Consider the following 17,336-nt stretch of genomic DNA (forward strand, 5'->3'; position numbering starts at 1 on the left):
TGCTCTAGAGTGGGTGCATGAAGACGATTGCTTCTCTGCTCGCCAGCCTGAGCCTGCTCAGCGTGCTTGGCGCCGCGTCGGCCCAGACTCAACCGCGCAGCCTCGACGGCACCTGGAGCGGCACCATCCGCTGCCAGAAAAAGGCCGTTATCAGCGCCCGGCTCAGCCTCCGGACGCAGGGGCGCCAGGTGAGCGGCACCGTAACGGCGGTGGGCGTTTCGGGCATGCCCGGCGCCAGACTGCCCAGAACCGCCGCGCCGCTGTCGGGCACACGCAACGGCAACACCATCAGTTTCAGCACGCCGGGGCCGGGCGGGGCGCCGCTGAACCTGAGCGCGACGGTGCGGGAGGGTGGGCGCGTCCTGGTCGGCGGTTTCGGCCCAAAGATCGGCTGCGAGAGCTTCTATTTCAGTCACTGAGCATCAGTGTGACCTGAGCTGGATTTGCCTGGTACAGTGGCCTTCGGAGGCTTACCATGCTGAACTTGAACCGATCATTCGCGGCGCTGACCCTGCTGGGTCTGCTGGCGGCTCAGGCGGGGGCGCAGGACGCTCAGAGCAGCCTCGATGGCGCCTGGCGCGGCACCCTCCGCTGCGAGAAAAATGCCCTGGTGACGGCCCGCCTCGATGTCCGGATGACCGGCGACAGGTTCGAGGCGCTGTTGCAGCCGCTGAGCGTTACGGGTGGGGTGTCCGGTGCCGATCTGGTCAAGGCCCCGGTTCGGCTCACCGGGACGCTCAGCGGCAACGCCATCGACTTCACGGCCACGGCCACCGGCAGGTCGTTTCCCAACCTGAAAGCTGGCGTCAAGGACGCCGGGCGCACCATCACCGCGACCCTGCCTGCCCAGACCGGATGCAGCGGCCTGTATTTCACCCGAACGGCGCCCACGCTGGCCCAGGCGGCGGTGCCCGCACCAGTCACGTCCGCACCAGTCACGCCCGCACCGACCACACCAGTACCCCAGCCCGCCGGAACCGACGCCAGCGCCCTGACCGGCGTCTGGGTGGGCCGCTACATCTGCGCCCAGGGCAGCACCGGCCTGCTGATGGCCGTACAGGGCAAAGCCGACGGCATCATCCAGACCCGCTTGAGCTTCTACCCGCTGCCCGAAAACCCCTTCGTTCCGGCAGGCACGCTCGATGTGCAGTCGCGCCTCCAGGGAGACCGGTTGGTCAACCTCCAGAGCAACTGGGTCTCGCGTCCCCAGGGCTTCACCTTCGGTGTGGGCGGCAGAGTGACGCTCAGCGAGGACGCACAGACATTGAGCATCGTGCCGGAAGGTGCGCCCGGCTGCCTGAAACTCGAAGTCCAGCGCCAGCCGTAAGCCACACAGGTGCGGGGCCGTCTGAGCGCAGGGTCGCTCAGGCGGCCTCTGCGTTTGGATAACAAGCGTGAAGGCCACTTCAGGCGGCGGTCATGCTTGCCAGCTCGCTACGTCCTAAGCTAAAGACCTAGGAAAAATTATGCCCCTGAACGATATGCAGAGCAACGACATGATGGCCCACCTGACGCAAGCCCTGGACGACGGAAAGGACATCGGCCACTACGGACGGCTGGTCTACGCCATCGTGGCCCGCCACTTTCTGAGCGAGGACGAACTCGTCACCCAGCTTTCCAAGGACCAGGATTTCAGCGACGAGGCGGCCCGTGGACTGGTTCAGCAGGTGCAGGAAGCCGACTACAGCCCGCCGGGCCGCGCCAAAATCATGGAGTACCAGGCCAAGCAGGACTTCCCGATCATTCCCCACGCCGAGAACCCCGACGAGGGCAACGTCTACCGCGATCTGGACTTTCCGCAGCACGTCTACGACCACATTCAGGAGTATCACCAGCAGAAAGCCTGAGCGGTAAATCTGACCGTTTGATTTTACGCCGGTTTGTGGATGACCGAGCGAGCATTTCAAGTCGAGTTCGTCGGACTACAACCAAACTTCGTCATTCTGGGCGCAGCGAAAAATCTCGTCGTTGAAAGCGAGATCTTTCGCAATGCTCAGGACGACGACTGTCTATTTAAGGCTGGAACAACTAAATCACATTCAACCTATCTCGATTCCTCGTTCAGTAACACCTGACCTGTTTCACATCTACACTTCCTCTATTCTCTCCCCATGACGGTGACGCTGCGGCATGATCGGGGCACGCTGATTACCTGGGCGCTGCCGGAGGTGATCGCGCCGCTGTTCACCTGGGACGCCCGCTCGCAACTGTGGCGGGCGCCGGGGCAGTGTTACCGCGAAGTGCTCGAAAAACTACGGGCGTTTGAAATTCCCCACACCGACGAGGCCGCCGCCTTCCAGACGCTGCAACTCAGGGTCAGCCGCGAGGTCACGCCGTACCTGCACCAGACCGAGGCGCTGACCGCCTGGAAGCGGGCCGGGCGGCAGGGTGTGGTGGTGCTCCCGACCGGCGCGGGCAAGACCTTCGTGGCCCAGCTCTCCATGCGCGACACGCCGCGCAGCACCCTCATTGTAGTGCCGACCATCGACCTGCTGCACCAGTGGTACTCCGGGCTACTGGCGACCTTTCCCGACGCCAATATCGGCCTGCTGGGCGGGGGCAGCCGCGACGAGACGCCCATCCTCATCAGCACCTACGACTCGGCCACCATCCACGCCGAGAGTCTAGCCGCCAAATACGCCCTGATCGTCTTCGACGAGGCCCACCACCTGCCCGCGCCGTACAGCCGGGTGATCGCCGAAATGAGCCTGGCGCCCTACCGCCTGGGCCTGACCGCCACGCCCAAACGCGGCGACGGGCGCGAGATCGACCTCGATACCCTCATCGGCCCGGTGGTCTACCAGAAGGCGCCGTCCGAGCTGCGGGGCGGCACGCTGGCCGACTACCAGGAGACGCGCATCCTGATTCGCCTCAGCAGCGCCGAGCAGGCCCGCTACGACGAGCTGATCAAGTTTCGCAACGAGTTCCTGTACCGCATGAACATCAAACTGGGCTCGCTCGACGGCTGGCAGAAATTCATCATGTCCAGCGGCACCCTCGACGGACGCCGGGCCATGCTGGCGCACCGCGAGGCCCGCTCCATCGCCTTCGGGACGGAGGGCAAGCTGCGGGTGCTCGAGGAGATTCTGGCGAACCACCCTGCCGAGCGCACCCTGATCTTCACCGACGACAACGCCACCGTCTACAAAATCAGCCGCGAGTTCTTCATTCCCGCCATCACGCATCAGACGCCGGTCAAGGAGCGCCACGACCTGCTCCAGCAGTTCCGGGCCGGAACCTACCGCATCCTGGTCACCAGCCGGGTGCTCAACGAGGGCGTGGACGTGCCGGAAGCCAGCATCGCCGTGGTGCTGTCGGGGACCGCCACCGAGCGCGAGCACATTCAGAGATTAGGCCGGATTCTGCGCCAGGCCAAAGGTAAGAAGGCCGTGCTGTACGAGGTCGTCACCGAGGGCACCAGTGAAGAGCGCGTCAGCCAGCAGCGGCGCGGCGAATGGCAGGCCGGACGCGCGCCCATCGTGCCGAACACCACCTGGGAGAGCGTCAATGCTCCCGACTGAGCTGCTGTCGTTCGGGGTCAAGGCCGGGGTGGTGCAGCCGCGCCTCCTCAAGCCCAATCCCACCAACACGGCCCTGATCGCCCGCCTGACCGAACTGTTCGAGGCCAGCGTCGGCAGGAAGCGCTTCGAATTGACCGAGGAGCTGAAAACGCTGGAGGAAGGCCGCCGCGATGTCCGGGCGCTGCGCGGCCTGGCGCACATCTTATCGGGCGACCACAGCGTGTTTGCCACCGGGGGTGTGCTCTCGCCGGGATTGGTCCGCTCACGGGTCTTCGAGCTGTCCCAGGCGCATCCGCCTGCCCGCTGGCGCCGGGCGGACATTCTGGAGCAGGCCGCCCGCAGCCTCGGCGCCGACCCCGAAGAGGTCAGTGAAGCCCTCTACGCCGATCTGCCCGACCAGCAGACGCTCATCGACTTCGAGGCGCCCGATCCGCAGACGCTGCTGGACCGCTTCAATCTGGCCCAGGCCCAGGGGCTCTTGTACCGCGCCTACAGTTTGATTATCACCGCCCGGCGCAACGAACCGGCCCGCTACAAGCAACTGATTTCCTACGTCAAATTCTTCGGCCTGATGGTCACGGTGGAGGGCGACGCCAGCTACGGTTTCACCCTGACGATGGACGGCCCCACCAGCTTATTTGGCGGCACGACCCGCTACGGCCTGAGCCTCGCCAAGTTCCTCCCTGCGCTGCTGCACGTCACCCAGTGGGATCTGTCGGCGGCATTGAAACCGAGAAAAGACCTGGCCTGGGTCGATCCCAAAGACGACGAGTGGTCGTTTCAACTGACCTCGGAGGACGGCTACGTCAGCCACTATCCGCCGCCCAAGGAGTACGACTCGGCGCTGGAATCCGGCTTCGCGGACCGCTTCCTCAAACTCGATACGCCCTGGCTGCTGGAACGGGAAGTGGACCTGGTGCCGGTGCCCGGCGGCGTGATCATTCCTGACTTCCGGCTGCTGCATCCGGACGGGCGCAGCGTGCTGCTGGAGATCGTCGGCTACTGGCGCCCGGAATACCTGACCAAGAAGTTCGAGCGGCTGGGCAAATCGGGCCGCACGGACGTGATCGTGGCGGTCAGCGAGCGGCTGAATCTGGACAAGGCCGGAGTCAAGATCACCAGCATGACCGACCACCTGCTCTACTTCAAAGGCGTCCTCGACCCCAAGCGCGTGCTGGAGCTGGCCGAGAAGCTGGCGCGGCAGCCCACGGAAAGCGGGGCGTGGAAGCGCAGTGGGTGAGGGAGGGGAGTGGGAAGTGGGGAGGGCAGAGGGATAAGGGCATGAGCTGCGCTCACTACCCTCACCCCTTGCTTCGCAAGGCCCTCTCCCAGCGGTAGAGGGTCGAAAACGCACACTCAGTCGCTGTTTTCCACTGAAGTAGACCACTGGCTTCCAGCGAAGTCAGTTATGTCCCGATATGGAGCACGGGCGCCCTACGTGACCTACACGATGTGGAGAACGCGGTGACACAAAGTGCGTGTGGGACGGATGGGAAGTACCATCCATAGCGGAGCGACCAACCCCCTCGCCCCACCGGGGCGGGGGCTGGGGGGTGGGGGAGCCGACGCATTGGCACGGCGCTGAAGCCCAACAGCACAACTCAACCGCCACCAGCACGTCCAGCCCAGAGACGCGACCCAACCGCCCCCACGCCGCTTCTGAACTGGCCGTGCAGTTGTACCTTTGCCCCGCCGCCCCGGCGCGGTATGATGCGGTCATGACGTTTCTCCTCACGCCGCCCTAGCCCCGCCCGGCTCCGAGTCGCAGAAGCGCAGCATCACCACACCAAAAAACCGGGCTCCCAGACGCCCGCAGGAGCAGCCATGACCACGACTACCGCCAGCCTGGAGCGCGAAACCCTGCGCCGCCGCACCTTCGCCATCATCTCTCACCCGGACGCGGGCAAGACGACCATCACCGAAAAACTGCTGCTCTACGGCGGCGCCATTCAGGAGGCCGGATCGGTGACCGCCCGCGAGGGCAGCCGCCACACCGCGTCGGACTGGATGAGCATCGAGCAGCAGCGCGGCATCAGTATTTCCAGCTCGGCGCTGACCTTCGAGTACGCCGGGCGGCATGTCAACCTGCTCGACACGCCCGGCCACCAGGACTTCTCGGAGGACACCTACCGGACCCTGACCGCCGCCGACTCCGCGCTGATGGTGCTCGACGCCGCCAGAGGCGTGCAGGCGCAGACCGAGAAGCTGTTTGCGGTCTGCCGCAACCGGGGCATTCCGATTCTGACCTTCATCAACAAGATGGACCGGCCCGCCGTGGACCCCTTCGAGCTGCTCTCACAGGTCGAAACGACGCTGGGCATCGCCGCTATTCCGCTGACTTGGCCCATCGGCGACGGCCCGGATTTCAAGGGCGTCTACGACCTCCAGACCAAGCAGGTGCTGGTCTTCGAGCGCACGGCGCGGGGTAAGCAACGTGCCCCCGTGCAGACAGCGGGCCTGGACGATCCCGAACTCGCCAAACTGGTCGGCGCCGACCTGGCCGCCAAACTGATCGCCGACGTGGAGCTGATCGAGGGCGCCATGACCGTGTTTGAAAGCGCGGCGTTCCTGGCCGGGCAGGTCACGCCGGTCTTCTTCGGCAGCGCCATGAACAACTTCGGCATCGAGCACTTTCTGGATAATTTCGTGAAGCTGGCCCCCTCGCCCAGTGCCACCGAGACCAACCTGGGCGAACGCGAACCGGAGGCGGCCTTCGCGGGCTTCATCTTCAAATTGCAGGCCAACATGAGCCGGGCACACCGCGACCGCACCGCCTTCATGCGGGTCATGAGCGGCCACTTCGTTCGGGGCATGGACGTGACGCACACCCGCACCGGGCGCAAGCTGCGGCTCTCGCAGGCGCACACCTTATTTGCCCAGGACCGCGAGAAGGTCGACGACGCTTACCCTGGCGACATCGTGGGCCTGGTCAACCCCGGCGTCTTTCAGATCGGCGACGTCATCAGCATCGAGCCCAAGCTGGAGCTGCCGGACTTCCCGCGCTTCACGCCCGAAAATTTCGCCACCCTCTCGCTGCGCGATGTGGGCAAGCGCAAGGCGTTCATGAAGGGCCTGACCCAGCTCGCCGAGGAGGGCGTGGTGCAGGTCTTCTTTCCCACCGACGGCGCCCGCGATCCCTACCTGGGCGCGGTGGGGCCGCTCCAGTTCGAGGTCTTCCAGGCCAGGTTATCGGAGGAATACGGTGTGGAGGTCGAGATGCACGTCACCGCCTACGAGCTGGTGCGCTGGCTGGCCGGTGACACCTCGGAGGTCGCCCGCTTCGCCCGCCACGTCGAAGACGACCAGGGCCGCCCGGTGATGCTGTTTCGCAGCCGCTACGACCTGGACTACACCCGTCAGCAGCACCCGCAGATCGAGTTTCTGCCGCTGCCCAAGGATCTGACGCGGGTGTGAGTGGGGCGCCGCTCGTCATCCCCCCTATTTGGTCATCTATATTTTGGTCATCTATGTCGATGTGGACGAGACCCTGATCCGCAATTACGGCACGAGCCGCATCAGGATGCCCGCCGTCATCGCGCACGTCCGCTCGCTGTTCGAGGCGGGCGCCGAGCTGTACTGCTGGAGTTCGGGCGGGGCCGATTATGCCCGGCGTAGCGCCCAGGAGTGCGGCTTGGACGACTGCTTCCGGGCCTTCCTGCCCAAGCCCCAGGTGATGATCGACGATCAGGCCATCTCAGCCTGGCGGCGGCTGGTGCAGGTCCATCCCAACCAGACTGTTGCCCAGACGCTGGCCGACTACCGCTCACAGCTCGGCCAGCGTCCAGCTCAGCCCTGAGCCACACCTCTTCGCTTTTCCCACAGGTCACAAGCCACGCGCCACAAGCTAGCCTTCCAGTATACCTGCCCTGCGCCGCCACCCTGGGCACTTGCACTTGTCCCGGCCCAGGTGCGCGACAATAGCCGGATGGACTTCCGGTTTCTCTGTGCTCAGGCTGGCCCGCTGCTGGAACGGGCGATCCGGTGACGCCGATCTCCGCTTCCCTGCAACGCTGGCTGGAACAGACCCGGCTGCGCCTGGACGACGTGGGCGACGCCGAGCGCAACACGCTGGTGTTCGTGCTGGGCGTGCAGCCCTACCGGCGTGGGCGCCCGGTGCTCACCGTGCAGGTGCGCCGGGCGGTGCAGGAAGGCGGCGAATTCCGGCTGGGCGGCGTGTTCAAGCTGCCGTATGCGCTCAGATACGACCTGTCGGGCAGCGCCCGCGACCTGCCCATCTACGCCCGGCGCGACCACGCCGCGCTGCGGCTGCTGGCCAGCAATACCCAGGGCGGCGTGCTGGGCAACGAGGAAGCGCTGTTTCTGGCCGATACGCCGCTGGGCGCGGTGATTCTCGAAACCCTGGTCGCCAGCGGGCGGCTGCTGTGGGGCGCGAGTCTGAGCTTGCTACGTCTGGGAGAGCCGCTGACCGATACCCTCGACTGGACCGTCGACGAGTCCGGGGTGCAGCGGCCCGTGCAGCGGCTGCCCGAAGGCGCCGAGCTGCTGCCTATCGCGCCGCCGTGGTACGTGCTGGGAGGGCGGCTGGGGCGGGTTCAGCCCTCGCTGCCGCCGGAACTCGAAGACGCTTTTCTGAAAATACCCCCGGTGCCGCCGGAAGAGGCGGGCGCACTCTCGGAGGTGATGCGTGCCCAGCTCGGCGCGGCGCTGCCCGCACCCCGGCCCATCGAGCGCCGCGAGGTGAAGTTGCCCTACCAGGCGCTGCTGAGGCTCGATTACCGGCTGGTGCCCACCGGGCGCAAACACGCCTACGGCCCGATGCCGCGCAGCCAGCCGCAGGGCGTGGCCGAACTCGTTCACCTCTACGGCGATCAGCCCTGGAACGGCGGGGCGCCCCACTTCGAGAACGGTGTGCTGAGCATTCAGGTGCGCGACCCCGCTGCCGAGAAACGCGCCGCCACCCTGCTGACCCGCGCCGGGTTCAAGAAGCTGGGCAAATTGCTGCCGCCCAACCAGCGCCTGACCGGGGAGGGCGGCAACCTGCTGGGGTACGCCAGCGAGGCCGAGTGGCTGGAATTCATGCGCGTCGGGCGGCCCGTGCTCGAAGACAAGGGGATTCGCACCGAACTCACCCCGGCCTTTCCGTATCACCTGGCCGACATCGAGGACTGGTACGGCGAGGCGCAGCAGGACGGCGGCTGGTTTACCTTAGATTTGGGCGTGATCGTCGGCGGCGAGAAGCTGAGCCTGCTGCCGATCCTGGTGGACCTGATCGCCCGGCGCAGCGATCTGCTCAGCAGCGAGGCCCTGGCCGCCCTGCCGGACGACGAACTGCTCTATGCCGCGCTGCCCGACGGGAGACGCCTGGGCCTGCCCGCTGGCCGGGTCCGGGCCATTCTGAGCGTGCTGGTCGAGCTGAACCTGCGCGAGCTGCCGCCAGGCCCGCTGCGGCTGCCCCTCATCGACGCCGCCCGCCTGGCCGCCCTGGAAGAAAGCCTGCGTGCCCGCTGGGTCGGCGCCGACGAGTTGCTGAAGCTGGGGCGGCGGCTACGTGATTTTGCCGGAATTCAGAGCGTGGAGCCGCCAGAGGGATTGCGTGCCGAGCTGCGGCCTTACCAGCTTCAGGGTCTGGCCTGGCTCCAGTTTCTGCGCGAGTATGGCCTGGGCGGCATTCTGGCCGACGACATGGGGCTGGGAAAAACGCTGATGGCCCTGGCCCACCTCCTGACCGAGAAGAATGCCGGGCGGGCAGACCGGCCCAGCCTGGTCGTCGCCCCGACCTCCGTGCTGGGCAACTGGCGCAGCGAGGCGGCCCGCTTCGCGCCGGAGCTGAGCGTGCTGACCCTGCACGGCCCGGCCCGCCGCGCTGACTTTGCCCGTATTCCCGACTTCGACCTGGTGCTGACCACCTACCCGCTGCTCTCCCGCGACGTGGACGCCCTGCGCGAGCATGAATTCCACCTGATCATTCTCGACGAGGCCCAGAACATCAAGAATTCGCGCAGCGTGGCGGCCAGGGCGGCGGGAAGCTTCACGGCCCGGCACCGCGTCTGCCTGACCGGCACGCCGCTGGAAAACCACCTGGGCGAGCTGTGGTCGCAGTTCAACTTTCTGATGCCGGGGCTGCTGCACACCGAGAAGGTCTTTACCCAGCTCTACCGCACGCCGGTCGAAAAGCAGGGCGACCTGATGCGCCGCGCCGCGCTGGCCGCCCGCGTCCGGCCCTTTTTGCTGCGCCGCGAGAAACAGGAGGTGGCCCGCGAGCTGCCGCCCAAGACCGAGATTCCCATTCGCCTGACCCTGGAGGGCGACCAGCGCGACCTCTACGAAACCGTGCGGCTGACCATGCAGGAGCGGTTGCGTGAGGAGCTGGCGGCGCGGGGGCTCTCGCGCAGCACCATCGCCGTGCTCGACGCGCTGCTTAAACTCCGCCAGGCCGTCACCGACCCCAGACTGGTCAAGCTGGCGGCGGCGGGCAAGGTCACCAGCAACGCCAAGCTCGACTGGCTGGTCGCCAATTTGCCGCAGATGCTCGAAGAGGGTCGCCGGGTACTCATCTTTTCGGCCTTCGCCACGCTGCTGGGCCACCTGGAGGGCACCCTGACTGAGCTGGGTATTCCCTACGCCAAGCTGACCGGCCAGACCAGGGACCGCGCCGAGCAGATCGACTCGTTTCAGGGCGGGCACAAGCCGGTGTTTCTGATCAGCCTTAAGGCCGGGGGCGTGGGCCTGAACCTCACCGCCGCCGATACGGTCATCCACTACGACCCCTGGTGGAACCCCGCCGCCGAGAACCAGGCCACCGACCGGGCCTACCGCATCGGCCAGGACAAGCCGGTGTTCGTGTACAGGCTGATCGCGGCGGGCAGCGTCGAGGAGCGCATCTTGGAGATGCAGGGCCGCAAGGCCGCGCTCTCGAAGGGCGTGCTGGGCGGCGGTCTGAGCGACGCCGCCAGCCTCAGCGCGGGCGACCTGGATAGATTGTTCGCGCCGCTTGAAGAAACCAGCGAAGACCTGAGCGTCCAAGGCGCCTAGAGCATTTGTCATAAAAACCCCTTTTTCATGACCGGGGCAGCGGGAGTGAACGACGGCGAGCAGGACGCAGGCGGGCAGGCCCCATACGGGAGGAGTGGCACCCTCATTGGCGTCCGTTCACGACACGGGTGCCGTTTTGCCCAGGACAATGGAGTCGACAATGGAGTCATTGTGACTCGCAGAGCTCCGCAGGAGAGGCCGTTATCCCGATGACGTCATTCGGAGAACTGCTCTGAACCGCGCTACCCTGAGAACATGACCAATAGAGCTTCATGGCGCGTCCTGGGCGGCGCACTGCTGGTGGGCCTCGGTACACTCAGCGCCTGCACCGCGCTGCCCGGCGATTCGCCCTTCACCACCGGCCAGATATGGCTGCTGGAAGTGCCCGCCAGCGCCTCCACCGGGGCGGCCTTTCGCCTGGAGGTGCCCACCAACAGCTTCTACGGCTATCCGCAGGCCAGCGACACGCTGCTGGGCGAGGCCGCGCGGCCCACGGCGGGCCAGGCCAGCGGTGATGACAAAATCTACGCCAACATGAATCCGCTGCTGCTTAGCCGGGTGATGTCGCTGCCCGGCAAGGAGGCGGCGCTGCTCTACGCCCCGGCTGACCGCGCCGCCCAGTTCGTCTGGTACGGCGGCGCGGCGGGTGAGCCCTACGTCTGCCGCCTGAACCTGCCCACCTCCGGCAAGCTCAAGGTGCTCAGCGGCCAGCTCTCACGGCTGGTCCAGGGCGTGAGCACCTCGCTGGGTGAATGCTCGGCCACCCTTCAGGCCACGCTCCAGGCCACCCCGAAGCGCTGAGCTGGTCTAGACTCCGGCCATGACTGTGCCTGTTTCTGTGATTCCCACCCGCGCCCAGACCCCTCCAACCCAGAGCCCCGACGAGGTGCGGGCCTTCTTCGCCGCCCACCGGACCGTGCGCCGCTACCAGCCGTCCGCCATGCCCGCCGAGCATCTGGACACCATTCTGTACGCGGCGCAGCGGGCTCCCACCGACGCCACGGCGCAGCTCTACTCGCTGATCCGGCTGACGGGTGAGATCAGAGAACGGGTGGCCGAGCTGAGCGGCAACGCGCATATCGCGGCGGCCTCCGAGAGTTTCGTGATCTGCGCCGACGCTTACCGGGTGCGTCAGTTCGTGGCGCACGGCGGCGCTGAACCGGGCCACTCACCCACCTCGGACCTGCACTTCGCGCTGGGTGACGCCGTGCTGGCGGGCCAGAATATGCTCCTGGCTGCCGAGATGCTGGGCTATCAGGGCTGCTGGATCGGCGGGGTGATGAACGCGCCCGGCGACATCAGCGAGCTGCTGGCGCTGCCGCCCGGCGTGCTGCCCTTCGCCGCCCTGACCATCGGCCTGAGCGCCGAGGACACGCCCCAGCGTCCCCGCCTGCCCCGTGAACTGGTGGTTCACGAGAACCGCTACCGCCTGCCCAGCCCAGAAGAACTCGCCGCCGCCGCCGAAATCATGAACCCCATCGCCGCCCGGCCCGGCCAGCCCGGCAACTGGGTCAGGTTGCTGTGCGCCTACTTCGCCGTCGGCGGCAGCATGGAGAAGCGGGAAGGGCCGCTGAGGCGGCTGCTGCGCAGACAACAGTTGGAGGGCGATCGGCAATAACGGCTCAGTCCGTCTCCCCATTCACGTCCAGGTTGTGCCAGGCTGCCGCGTCTCCAAGCGCCCGGCGAAACTCGGCGCCGTTGCTCAGCAGCGCCGTGTCGGTGGAGTCCCGGCGGGTGCGCATCCGGCGACCCTCTGTCACCTCATATTCGGTCCAGACCACCCCGCCCGGCTCGAAACTCAGGCTGTGAATAGCTGCCCAGGGCACGAGCTGGCCGCGCAGCAGCAGGTCCCCTTCGGGTCGGCGGTATAAAAACAATCCGTCCTGGCTGAGCTGCGGCGGCCTGCGCTGCGCCCGGACGTTGTTGCCCAGCGCGTAGAGCAGGTACGTTCCCACCGCGCCCAGCCCCAGCCGTTGCCACAGCGCCAGGTCGCTGGTCACGGCCAGCGTGAGGGCGCCAGCCGCGAAGCCCAGCATCGTCAGCGATGTGAACGCCGACCGGGGCGAGGGGCGGAGAACGGCCACGAGGTTGGGGTGCGGAGTGGGCGCGGTCATGCTCGCCTTCAAGTCTGAGGCATGCAGCATCGTCGAGGCCGTCTCGGTTGGCAGCTCCGGTACGAACGACGCTGGCACGGGCGTGGCAAAATGCCCGGTATGGACGCTCTGAGTTTGCGGCCCCTGCGCTCCGGTGATGAACACAGCGCCGCTCGCTGGGGCGCCGACGCCGAGTTTTGCCGCGCCAACGACTGGGCGCCGGACCTGAGTGCCCAGAGCATCCGGCAGCACTGGGCCGGGATCATCGCCGGAACGCCTGACGATTTCCTGCGCCTGGGCGTCGACCTGGGCGGCGAATTGGTCGGTCACGTCGATCTGGCTTTTCTGAGCGCCCATACAGGTGAGTTCGGCATCGCCATCGAGCGGACTCACTGGCGCCGGGGGCTGGGGTTGACGGCGGGGCGGCTGCTGCTGGCGCACGCTTTCGGTTCTCTGAACTTGCAGGACATCACGGCGACGGTCCATGCCCCCAACCGGCCCTCGCACACGCTGATGCTCCGGTTGGGGTTTGTGGAGGGCGGTTACGCTGAGTCGGAGATCTACCAGGGCACGCTGGTGGACGTGACCCGTTACGTGCTGACCCGGCAGCGGTACCGGCCCTGAGCCTGCACCCTCCCCGAACGGCCAGCTCTCCATTCGGCGGATGCGCGGCGGGCCGGGCTGGGCGCAACATGGCCGCATGACCACAACTTTCCATGATCTTTCGGCGGCGATGGCCGATGCCGTTGCCCAGACATCCCAGTCCATCGTCAGTGTGCTGGCCGGGCGGCGCATCAGCGGCGTGGTGACCGGCGAGCGCGAGATTCTGAGCGTCGCCCACGTCCTGCACGGCGATGAGGTCAAGATCCTGACGCAAGATGGCCGCGAGCTGATGGCCCAGGTGGTAGGCCGCGACCCCGCCACCGACCTGGCGCTGCTCCGCGCCGAGGGGCTGAAATTGCCCGCTGTCAGCGCCAGCCAGGGCGCCAGCGTGGGCGAGTTGCTGCTGGTGGTGGGCCGCCCCGGCGGGGTACAGGCCGCGCTGGGCTTTCTGGGCGCCGTCATGCCGGAGCGCGGTTTTGCGCCCACCGGGGCCACGCCGTTCAGGGGCGTCTCCGGCGGCGGCGTCTTCGATGCGCGGGGCGGCCTGGTGGGTGTGGCCAACGCCGGGCTCTCACGCGGCGAATTGCTGGCGGTGCCAGCGGCGCGGGCGCTCAACGTCGCTGCCCTGCTCGCCCGCGATGGCCGGGTGCCGCGTGGCTACCTGGGCATCGGCACCCAGCCGGTGCATTTTCCGGGGCAGGCAGATCAGCCGGAGAATCCGTCTGGATCGGGTGCTCAAGCAGGCGTGGCCGAGGACGGACCCGGCAGGCGTGGACCTGGCTCTGAAGGCCGTGAGCGCGGTGGTCGGGGCCGGGGTGAGCGCGGTGGCCGGGGCCGTCAGGGCTGGGCCGACTGGACGGGTGGCGGCTGGAATCAGGCTGGCCCTCGCGGCGGTGGTCCCCGTGGTGGTGGACCGGGCCGGGGCGGCCCAGGCGGCGGCAGAATCGGCCTGACCATCGTGCAGATCGAGGCGGGCAGCCCGGCCCAGGCGGCGGGCCTGATGCTGGGCGACGTGCTGCTGCTGCTCGGCGCCGATGGCATCCACCATCCCAATCAGCTTCTGGAGGCCGTGCGAGACCGCTCAGGCGAGACCCTGACCCTGCGAATCCTGCGCGGCGGCTCGGAGCAGGACGTTCAGGTCACGCTGGGCGAGCGGTAATCACTTTAACTTGTCAGGGTATGCGAGGCTTGAAGCGTGCTGAGTGACCTGCTCACCGATCTGCGCGTTCACGTTGCGGTGCGCTCTCCGGCGACGGCGGCGGGGGTCCGCGCCTTTCTGAGCGGCGCGGGCCTGAGCCTGGTCGGCGACCCAGCCGAGGCCGACGTGAGCGTTATCGACGACGCCTGGCTGGCCGACCCGGACGCCATTTCGGAGCTGAGCGGTGTGGTGGCGCTGGGGAGCCCCATCTGGGCCAGCACGCTGGCTGAACTCGCCCCGGCAGGTTGGGCTGCGCTGGGTGAGGGCGCCGGGCCGCTCGACGTGCTGGCGGGCGTGCTGGCGGCGGCGGTGGGTCTGGCCGCGCTGGACGCCGCTCAGGTGGGGCTGCTGGGTAGGCCGGGTGAGCTGGGTGAGCTGGGTCCATCCGACTCCGGCGACGAGCTGGGCAGCGGCACTCCGGGCGCCCCCAGCCTGACGCCCCGCGAACACGAGGTGCTCGAATTGCTGGCGGCGGGCCTGAGCAACAAACGCGCCGCCAGGCAACTCGGCGTTAGCGAGCACACCGTCAAGTTCCATGCCCAGGCGCTGTACGCCAAGCTGGGCGTCGGCAGCCGGGCGGCGGCGGTGACGCGGGGCGTGCAACTGGGGGTGTTGAGTGTCTGAGAGCAGCTTGTGGCGCGTGGCTTGTGGCTTGTGGGAACAGATGGGGGAGTGGGAAGTGGGCAAAGACCAAGCGCCACTTCCCACCTCCACGTTCATGCAAGCTTTCGCTGCCCTCAACACTCGTTAAGTATGTCCTGGCTAACGTTTCTGGCTTCCGCTTCTTGGGCAGAACAGACTGTCGTCGTGAACGGACACCCATGAGGATGCCACTCCTCCGCCTGGGCACGCCTGCCCGCAAACAGCGCTCCATCCCTTCACTCCCGCCAGGTGGGCAGGCCCCATACGGGTGCCGCTGTGCCCAAGAAGACGTACTTTCTTCCTCACTCGCTTCTTGGGCAGAACGGACGCGCCTGGGCACGCCTGCCCGCTTCTTGGCCTGAACAGCGCCGCTGGCGACGCTAGGCCGCTCCGCTCGATAAATCTAAAGCTTTACAAGGACATTCTTAATTCAGACAATCCCGGTGGGTTTCGCTGCGCTGTAGTGGGGCGCATCCGGAGGCTCCATGACTGATTCGACTGATTCGCAACCCAGCCTGTTTGGCGATCCGTCCCCCGCCGCGCCCAGTGCGCCTGTTCCTGAATTGCCCGAATCGTGGCAGCTCGCCCTGGCGCCCGAATTCGCCAAACCCTACTGGGCCAAGCTCAGTCAGTTCGTGGCCGCCGAGCGGGCTCAGGGGCCGGTCTACCCCGCCGAAGCGGACATGTTCACCGCGCTGCGCCTCACGCCGCTGGATCAGGTCAAGGTGCTGATTCTGGGGCAAGATCCATACCACGGCGCGGGTCAGGCGCACGGGCTGAGCTTCAGCGTGCGGCCCGGCGTGCGCGTGCCGCCTAGCCTGGTCAACATCTACAAGGAGCTGCACACCGACGTGGGCTTCGCTATTCCCCGCCACGGCTTTCTGGAAGGCTGGGCGGCCCAGGGCGTGCTGCTGCTCAACGCCGTGCTGACCGTGCGCCAGGCCGAGCCCAACAGCCACGCCGGGCAGGGCTGGGAGACGTTTACCGACGCGGTGATCCGGGCCGTCAACGCCCGACCTGAACGGGTGGTGTTCGTGCTGTGGGGCGCCTACGCCCGCAAGAAGGTCAAGCTGATTACCGCCCCTCAGCACACCGTCATCGAGTCGGCGCACCCCAGCCCGCTGAGCATGGCCCGCTTCATGGGCAGTAGGCCCTTTAGCCAGGTCAATGCCGCGCTGGAGCAGGCCGGGCGCGGCGCCGTGGACTGGCAACTGCCGGAGAGGGTCTGATGCCGACCCGCACCGAGCTGCTTCAGGGCGAATACCTGCGCCGCGAGGGCCACGAGGTCGGCAAATTCAGGTACTTCACGCCGGAGGGCAAGCCCTACCGCAGCAGGGCGGCCATCGAGCGCATCAATGCCCTGGCGGTGCCGCCCGCCTACGTGGACGTGTTTGTGAGCCCCGGTCCCGACGCCGAGGTGCAGGCCTTTGGCCGCGACGCCGCCGGGCGGCTCCAGTACCGCTATCACCCGGATTTCGTGCAGTCGGGCGCCCTGAAAAAGTGGCAACGCCTGACCCGCTTCGCCCACGCCCTGCCCGACCTGCGAACGGTGACGACCACGGACCTGCGGCTCAGCAGTGCGCAGGGTCTGCCCCGCCGCAAGGTGCTGGCGCTGATGACCCGGCTGCTGCACGTGGCCCGCTTCCGGGTGGGCAGCGACATCTACGCCCGGCAGCACCAGACGTTTGGCCTCTCGACCCTGCGCCAGCGGCATGTGCGAGTCGAGGGAAACACCGTCACCTTCGATTTCGTGGGCAAACATGCCGTGCAGCAGCACAAGACGGCGGTGGACCGGACGCTGGCGACCAACCTGGGCAAGCTGCTGGAGTTGCCCGGCCCCTGGCTGTTTCAGTCGGTGGACAGTACACCGGATGGGAACGTGCGCCGCCGCGTGCGGGCCAGCGACCTCAACGCCTACCTGCGCGAAGTGATCGGGCCGTTTACCGCCAAGGACTTCAGAACCTGGGGCGGCACGCTGCTGGCCGCCGAATTTCTGGCCGAACTGGGACCGCCGGACAGTGAGAAGGCCGCACGGCAGGCGCTCGTGGACTGCGTGAAGTACGTCGCCGCCGACCTGGGCAACACGCCCGCCGTGACCAGGGCGAGCTACATCTGTCCGGTGATTTTCGACCGCTACCTGGAGGGCAAAATTCTCGACGATTACGAGCCCCACGCCTCCCGCAGTGCCCTACCGGACGGCCTGACCCGCAGCGAGGCGGCGCTGGCGCGGATGCTGGCGAGCGAGAAGGCGCTCAGGAAAGGGAGCGCGGCGCTGAAGCGGGCGGC

General features: G+C 67.1%; 16 protein-coding genes. 15 read left to right on the forward strand and 1 reads right to left on the reverse strand.

The features are described from left to right. Nucleotides 1-17: 17 nt before the first annotated feature. From Q0R23_RS16235 to Q0R23_RS16280, 10 genes are all read left to right on the forward strand, one after another. Nucleotides 18-419, forward strand: a complete 402-nt coding sequence (locus Q0R23_RS16235) for a hypothetical protein (protein WP_293914660.1) — start codon at nucleotides 18-20, stop codon at nucleotides 417-419. Nucleotides 420-484: 65 nt separating this feature from the next. Continuing rightward, nucleotides 485-1,327, forward strand: coding sequence for a hypothetical protein (locus Q0R23_RS16240; RefSeq protein ID WP_293914662.1), 843 nt, complete (start codon nucleotides 485-487; stop codon nucleotides 1,325-1,327). Between the two features lie 139 nt (nucleotides 1,328-1,466). Then, nucleotides 1,467-1,847 carry a hypothetical protein gene (locus tag Q0R23_RS16245; RefSeq protein WP_293914664.1) on the forward strand — a complete coding sequence of 127 codons (381 nt, stop codon included), beginning with the start codon at nucleotides 1,467-1,469 and terminating at the stop codon, nucleotides 1,845-1,847. Nucleotides 1,848-2,111: 264 nt separating this feature from the next. Next, nucleotides 2,112-3,521: a DEAD/DEAH box helicase family protein gene (locus Q0R23_RS16250; protein ID WP_293914666.1), complete on the forward strand. Its 1,410-nt coding sequence runs from the start codon at nucleotides 2,112-2,114 to the stop codon at nucleotides 3,519-3,521. Then, complete coding sequence (locus Q0R23_RS16255) at nucleotides 3,508-4,761, forward strand: DUF790 family protein (protein WP_293914668.1); 1,254 nt, start codon at nucleotides 3,508-3,510, stop codon at nucleotides 4,759-4,761. The genes Q0R23_RS16250 and Q0R23_RS16255 overlap by 14 nt, the downstream gene beginning before the upstream one ends. Before the next feature lie 584 nt (nucleotides 4,762-5,345). Next, the gene (locus Q0R23_RS16260) at nucleotides 5,346-6,935 is read left to right on the forward strand and encodes a peptide chain release factor 3 (RefSeq protein ID WP_293914670.1); all 1,590 of its coding nucleotides are present in this window, start codon (nucleotides 5,346-5,348) and stop codon (nucleotides 6,933-6,935) included. 28 nt (nucleotides 6,936-6,963) lie between these two features. After that, nucleotides 6,964-7,317: a DUF705 domain-containing protein gene (locus tag Q0R23_RS16265; protein ID WP_293914672.1), complete on the forward strand. Its 354-nt coding sequence runs from the start codon at nucleotides 6,964-6,966 to the stop codon at nucleotides 7,315-7,317. Nucleotides 7,318-7,502: 185 nt separating this feature from the next. Then, nucleotides 7,503-10,514 (forward strand): DEAD/DEAH box helicase, encoded by a 3,012-nt coding sequence (locus Q0R23_RS16270; RefSeq protein ID WP_293914674.1) that lies wholly within the window; start codon nucleotides 7,503-7,505, stop codon nucleotides 10,512-10,514. Between the two features lie 255 nt (nucleotides 10,515-10,769). After that, nucleotides 10,770-11,315 carry a hypothetical protein gene (locus Q0R23_RS16275; protein WP_293914676.1) on the forward strand — a complete coding sequence of 182 codons (546 nt, stop codon included), beginning with the start codon at nucleotides 10,770-10,772 and terminating at the stop codon, nucleotides 11,313-11,315. A gap of 19 nt (nucleotides 11,316-11,334) precedes the next feature. Continuing rightward, on the forward strand, nucleotides 11,335-12,132 hold the full coding sequence (locus Q0R23_RS16280; protein ID WP_293914678.1) for a nitroreductase family protein: 798 nt from the start codon (nucleotides 11,335-11,337) through the stop codon (nucleotides 12,130-12,132). Between the two features lie 4 nt (nucleotides 12,133-12,136). On the opposite strand, the gene Q0R23_RS16285 is transcribed toward Q0R23_RS16280, so the two are convergent. Next, nucleotides 12,137-12,628 carry a hypothetical protein gene (locus Q0R23_RS16285; RefSeq protein ID WP_293914680.1) on the reverse strand — a complete coding sequence of 164 codons (492 nt, stop codon included), beginning with the start codon at nucleotides 12,626-12,628 and terminating at the stop codon, nucleotides 12,137-12,139. A gap of 99 nt (nucleotides 12,629-12,727) precedes the next feature. On the opposite strand from Q0R23_RS16285, the gene Q0R23_RS16290 reads away from it, so the two are divergent. The 5 genes from Q0R23_RS16290 to Q0R23_RS16310 form a co-directional block, all read left to right on the forward strand. Next, nucleotides 12,728-13,231 carry a GNAT family protein gene (locus Q0R23_RS16290; protein WP_293914682.1) on the forward strand — a complete coding sequence of 168 codons (504 nt, stop codon included), beginning with the start codon at nucleotides 12,728-12,730 and terminating at the stop codon, nucleotides 13,229-13,231. A gap of 76 nt (nucleotides 13,232-13,307) precedes the next feature. Next, entirely contained in the window at nucleotides 13,308-14,369 is a 1,062-nt protein-coding gene (locus tag Q0R23_RS16295) for a trypsin-like peptidase domain-containing protein (RefSeq protein WP_293914684.1), read from the forward strand. A 36-nt stretch (nucleotides 14,370-14,405) separates the two neighbouring features. Next, the gene (locus tag Q0R23_RS16300; RefSeq protein ID WP_293914686.1) at nucleotides 14,406-15,032 is read left to right on the forward strand and encodes a helix-turn-helix transcriptional regulator; all 627 of its coding nucleotides are present in this window, start codon (nucleotides 14,406-14,408) and stop codon (nucleotides 15,030-15,032) included. A 503-nt stretch (nucleotides 15,033-15,535) separates the two neighbouring features. Continuing rightward, on the forward strand, nucleotides 15,536-16,279 hold the full coding sequence (gene ung / locus Q0R23_RS16305; RefSeq protein WP_293914688.1) for a uracil-DNA glycosylase: 744 nt from the start codon (nucleotides 15,536-15,538) through the stop codon (nucleotides 16,277-16,279). Continuing rightward, the coding region (locus Q0R23_RS16310) for a hypothetical protein (RefSeq protein ID WP_293914690.1) at nucleotides 16,279-17,336 on the forward strand (1,058 nt) is incomplete at its 3' end. The genes ung and Q0R23_RS16310, both read left to right, overlap by 1 nt.

The organism is Deinococcus sp. (assembly GCF_025362455.1).
GTDB lineage: Bacteria > Deinococcota > Deinococci > Deinococcales > Deinococcaceae > Deinococcus.

Bases quoted from the DNA above. Each gene is read 5' to 3' on its own strand.
- Q0R23_RS16235 (WP_293914660.1), top strand. From the start codon at position 18: ATGAAGACGATTGCTTCTCTGCTCGCCAGCCTGAGCCTGCTCAGCGTG.
- Q0R23_RS16245 (WP_293914664.1), top strand. From the start codon at position 1,467: ATGCCCCTGAACGATATGCAGAGCAACGACATGATGGCCCACCTGACG.
- Q0R23_RS16250 (WP_293914666.1), top strand. From the start codon at position 2,112: ATGACGGTGACGCTGCGGCATGATCGGGGCACGCTGATTACCTGGGCG.
- Q0R23_RS16255 (WP_293914668.1), top strand. From the start codon at position 3,508: ATGCTCCCGACTGAGCTGCTGTCGTTCGGGGTCAAGGCCGGGGTGGTG.
- Q0R23_RS16260 (WP_293914670.1), top strand. From the start codon at position 5,346: ATGACCACGACTACCGCCAGCCTGGAGCGCGAAACCCTGCGCCGCCGC.
- Q0R23_RS16275 (WP_293914676.1), top strand. From the start codon at position 10,770: ATGACCAATAGAGCTTCATGGCGCGTCCTGGGCGGCGCACTGCTGGTG.
- Q0R23_RS16280 (WP_293914678.1), top strand. From the start codon at position 11,335: ATGACTGTGCCTGTTTCTGTGATTCCCACCCGCGCCCAGACCCCTCCA.
- Q0R23_RS16285 (WP_293914680.1), bottom strand. From the start codon at position 12,628: ATGACCGCGCCCACTCCGCACCCCAACCTCGTGGCCGTTCTCCGCCCC.
- Q0R23_RS16290 (WP_293914682.1), top strand. From the start codon at position 12,728: ATGGACGCTCTGAGTTTGCGGCCCCTGCGCTCCGGTGATGAACACAGC.
- Q0R23_RS16295 (WP_293914684.1), top strand. From the start codon at position 13,308: ATGACCACAACTTTCCATGATCTTTCGGCGGCGATGGCCGATGCCGTT.
- ung (WP_293914688.1), top strand. From the start codon at position 15,536: ATGACTGATTCGACTGATTCGCAACCCAGCCTGTTTGGCGATCCGTCC.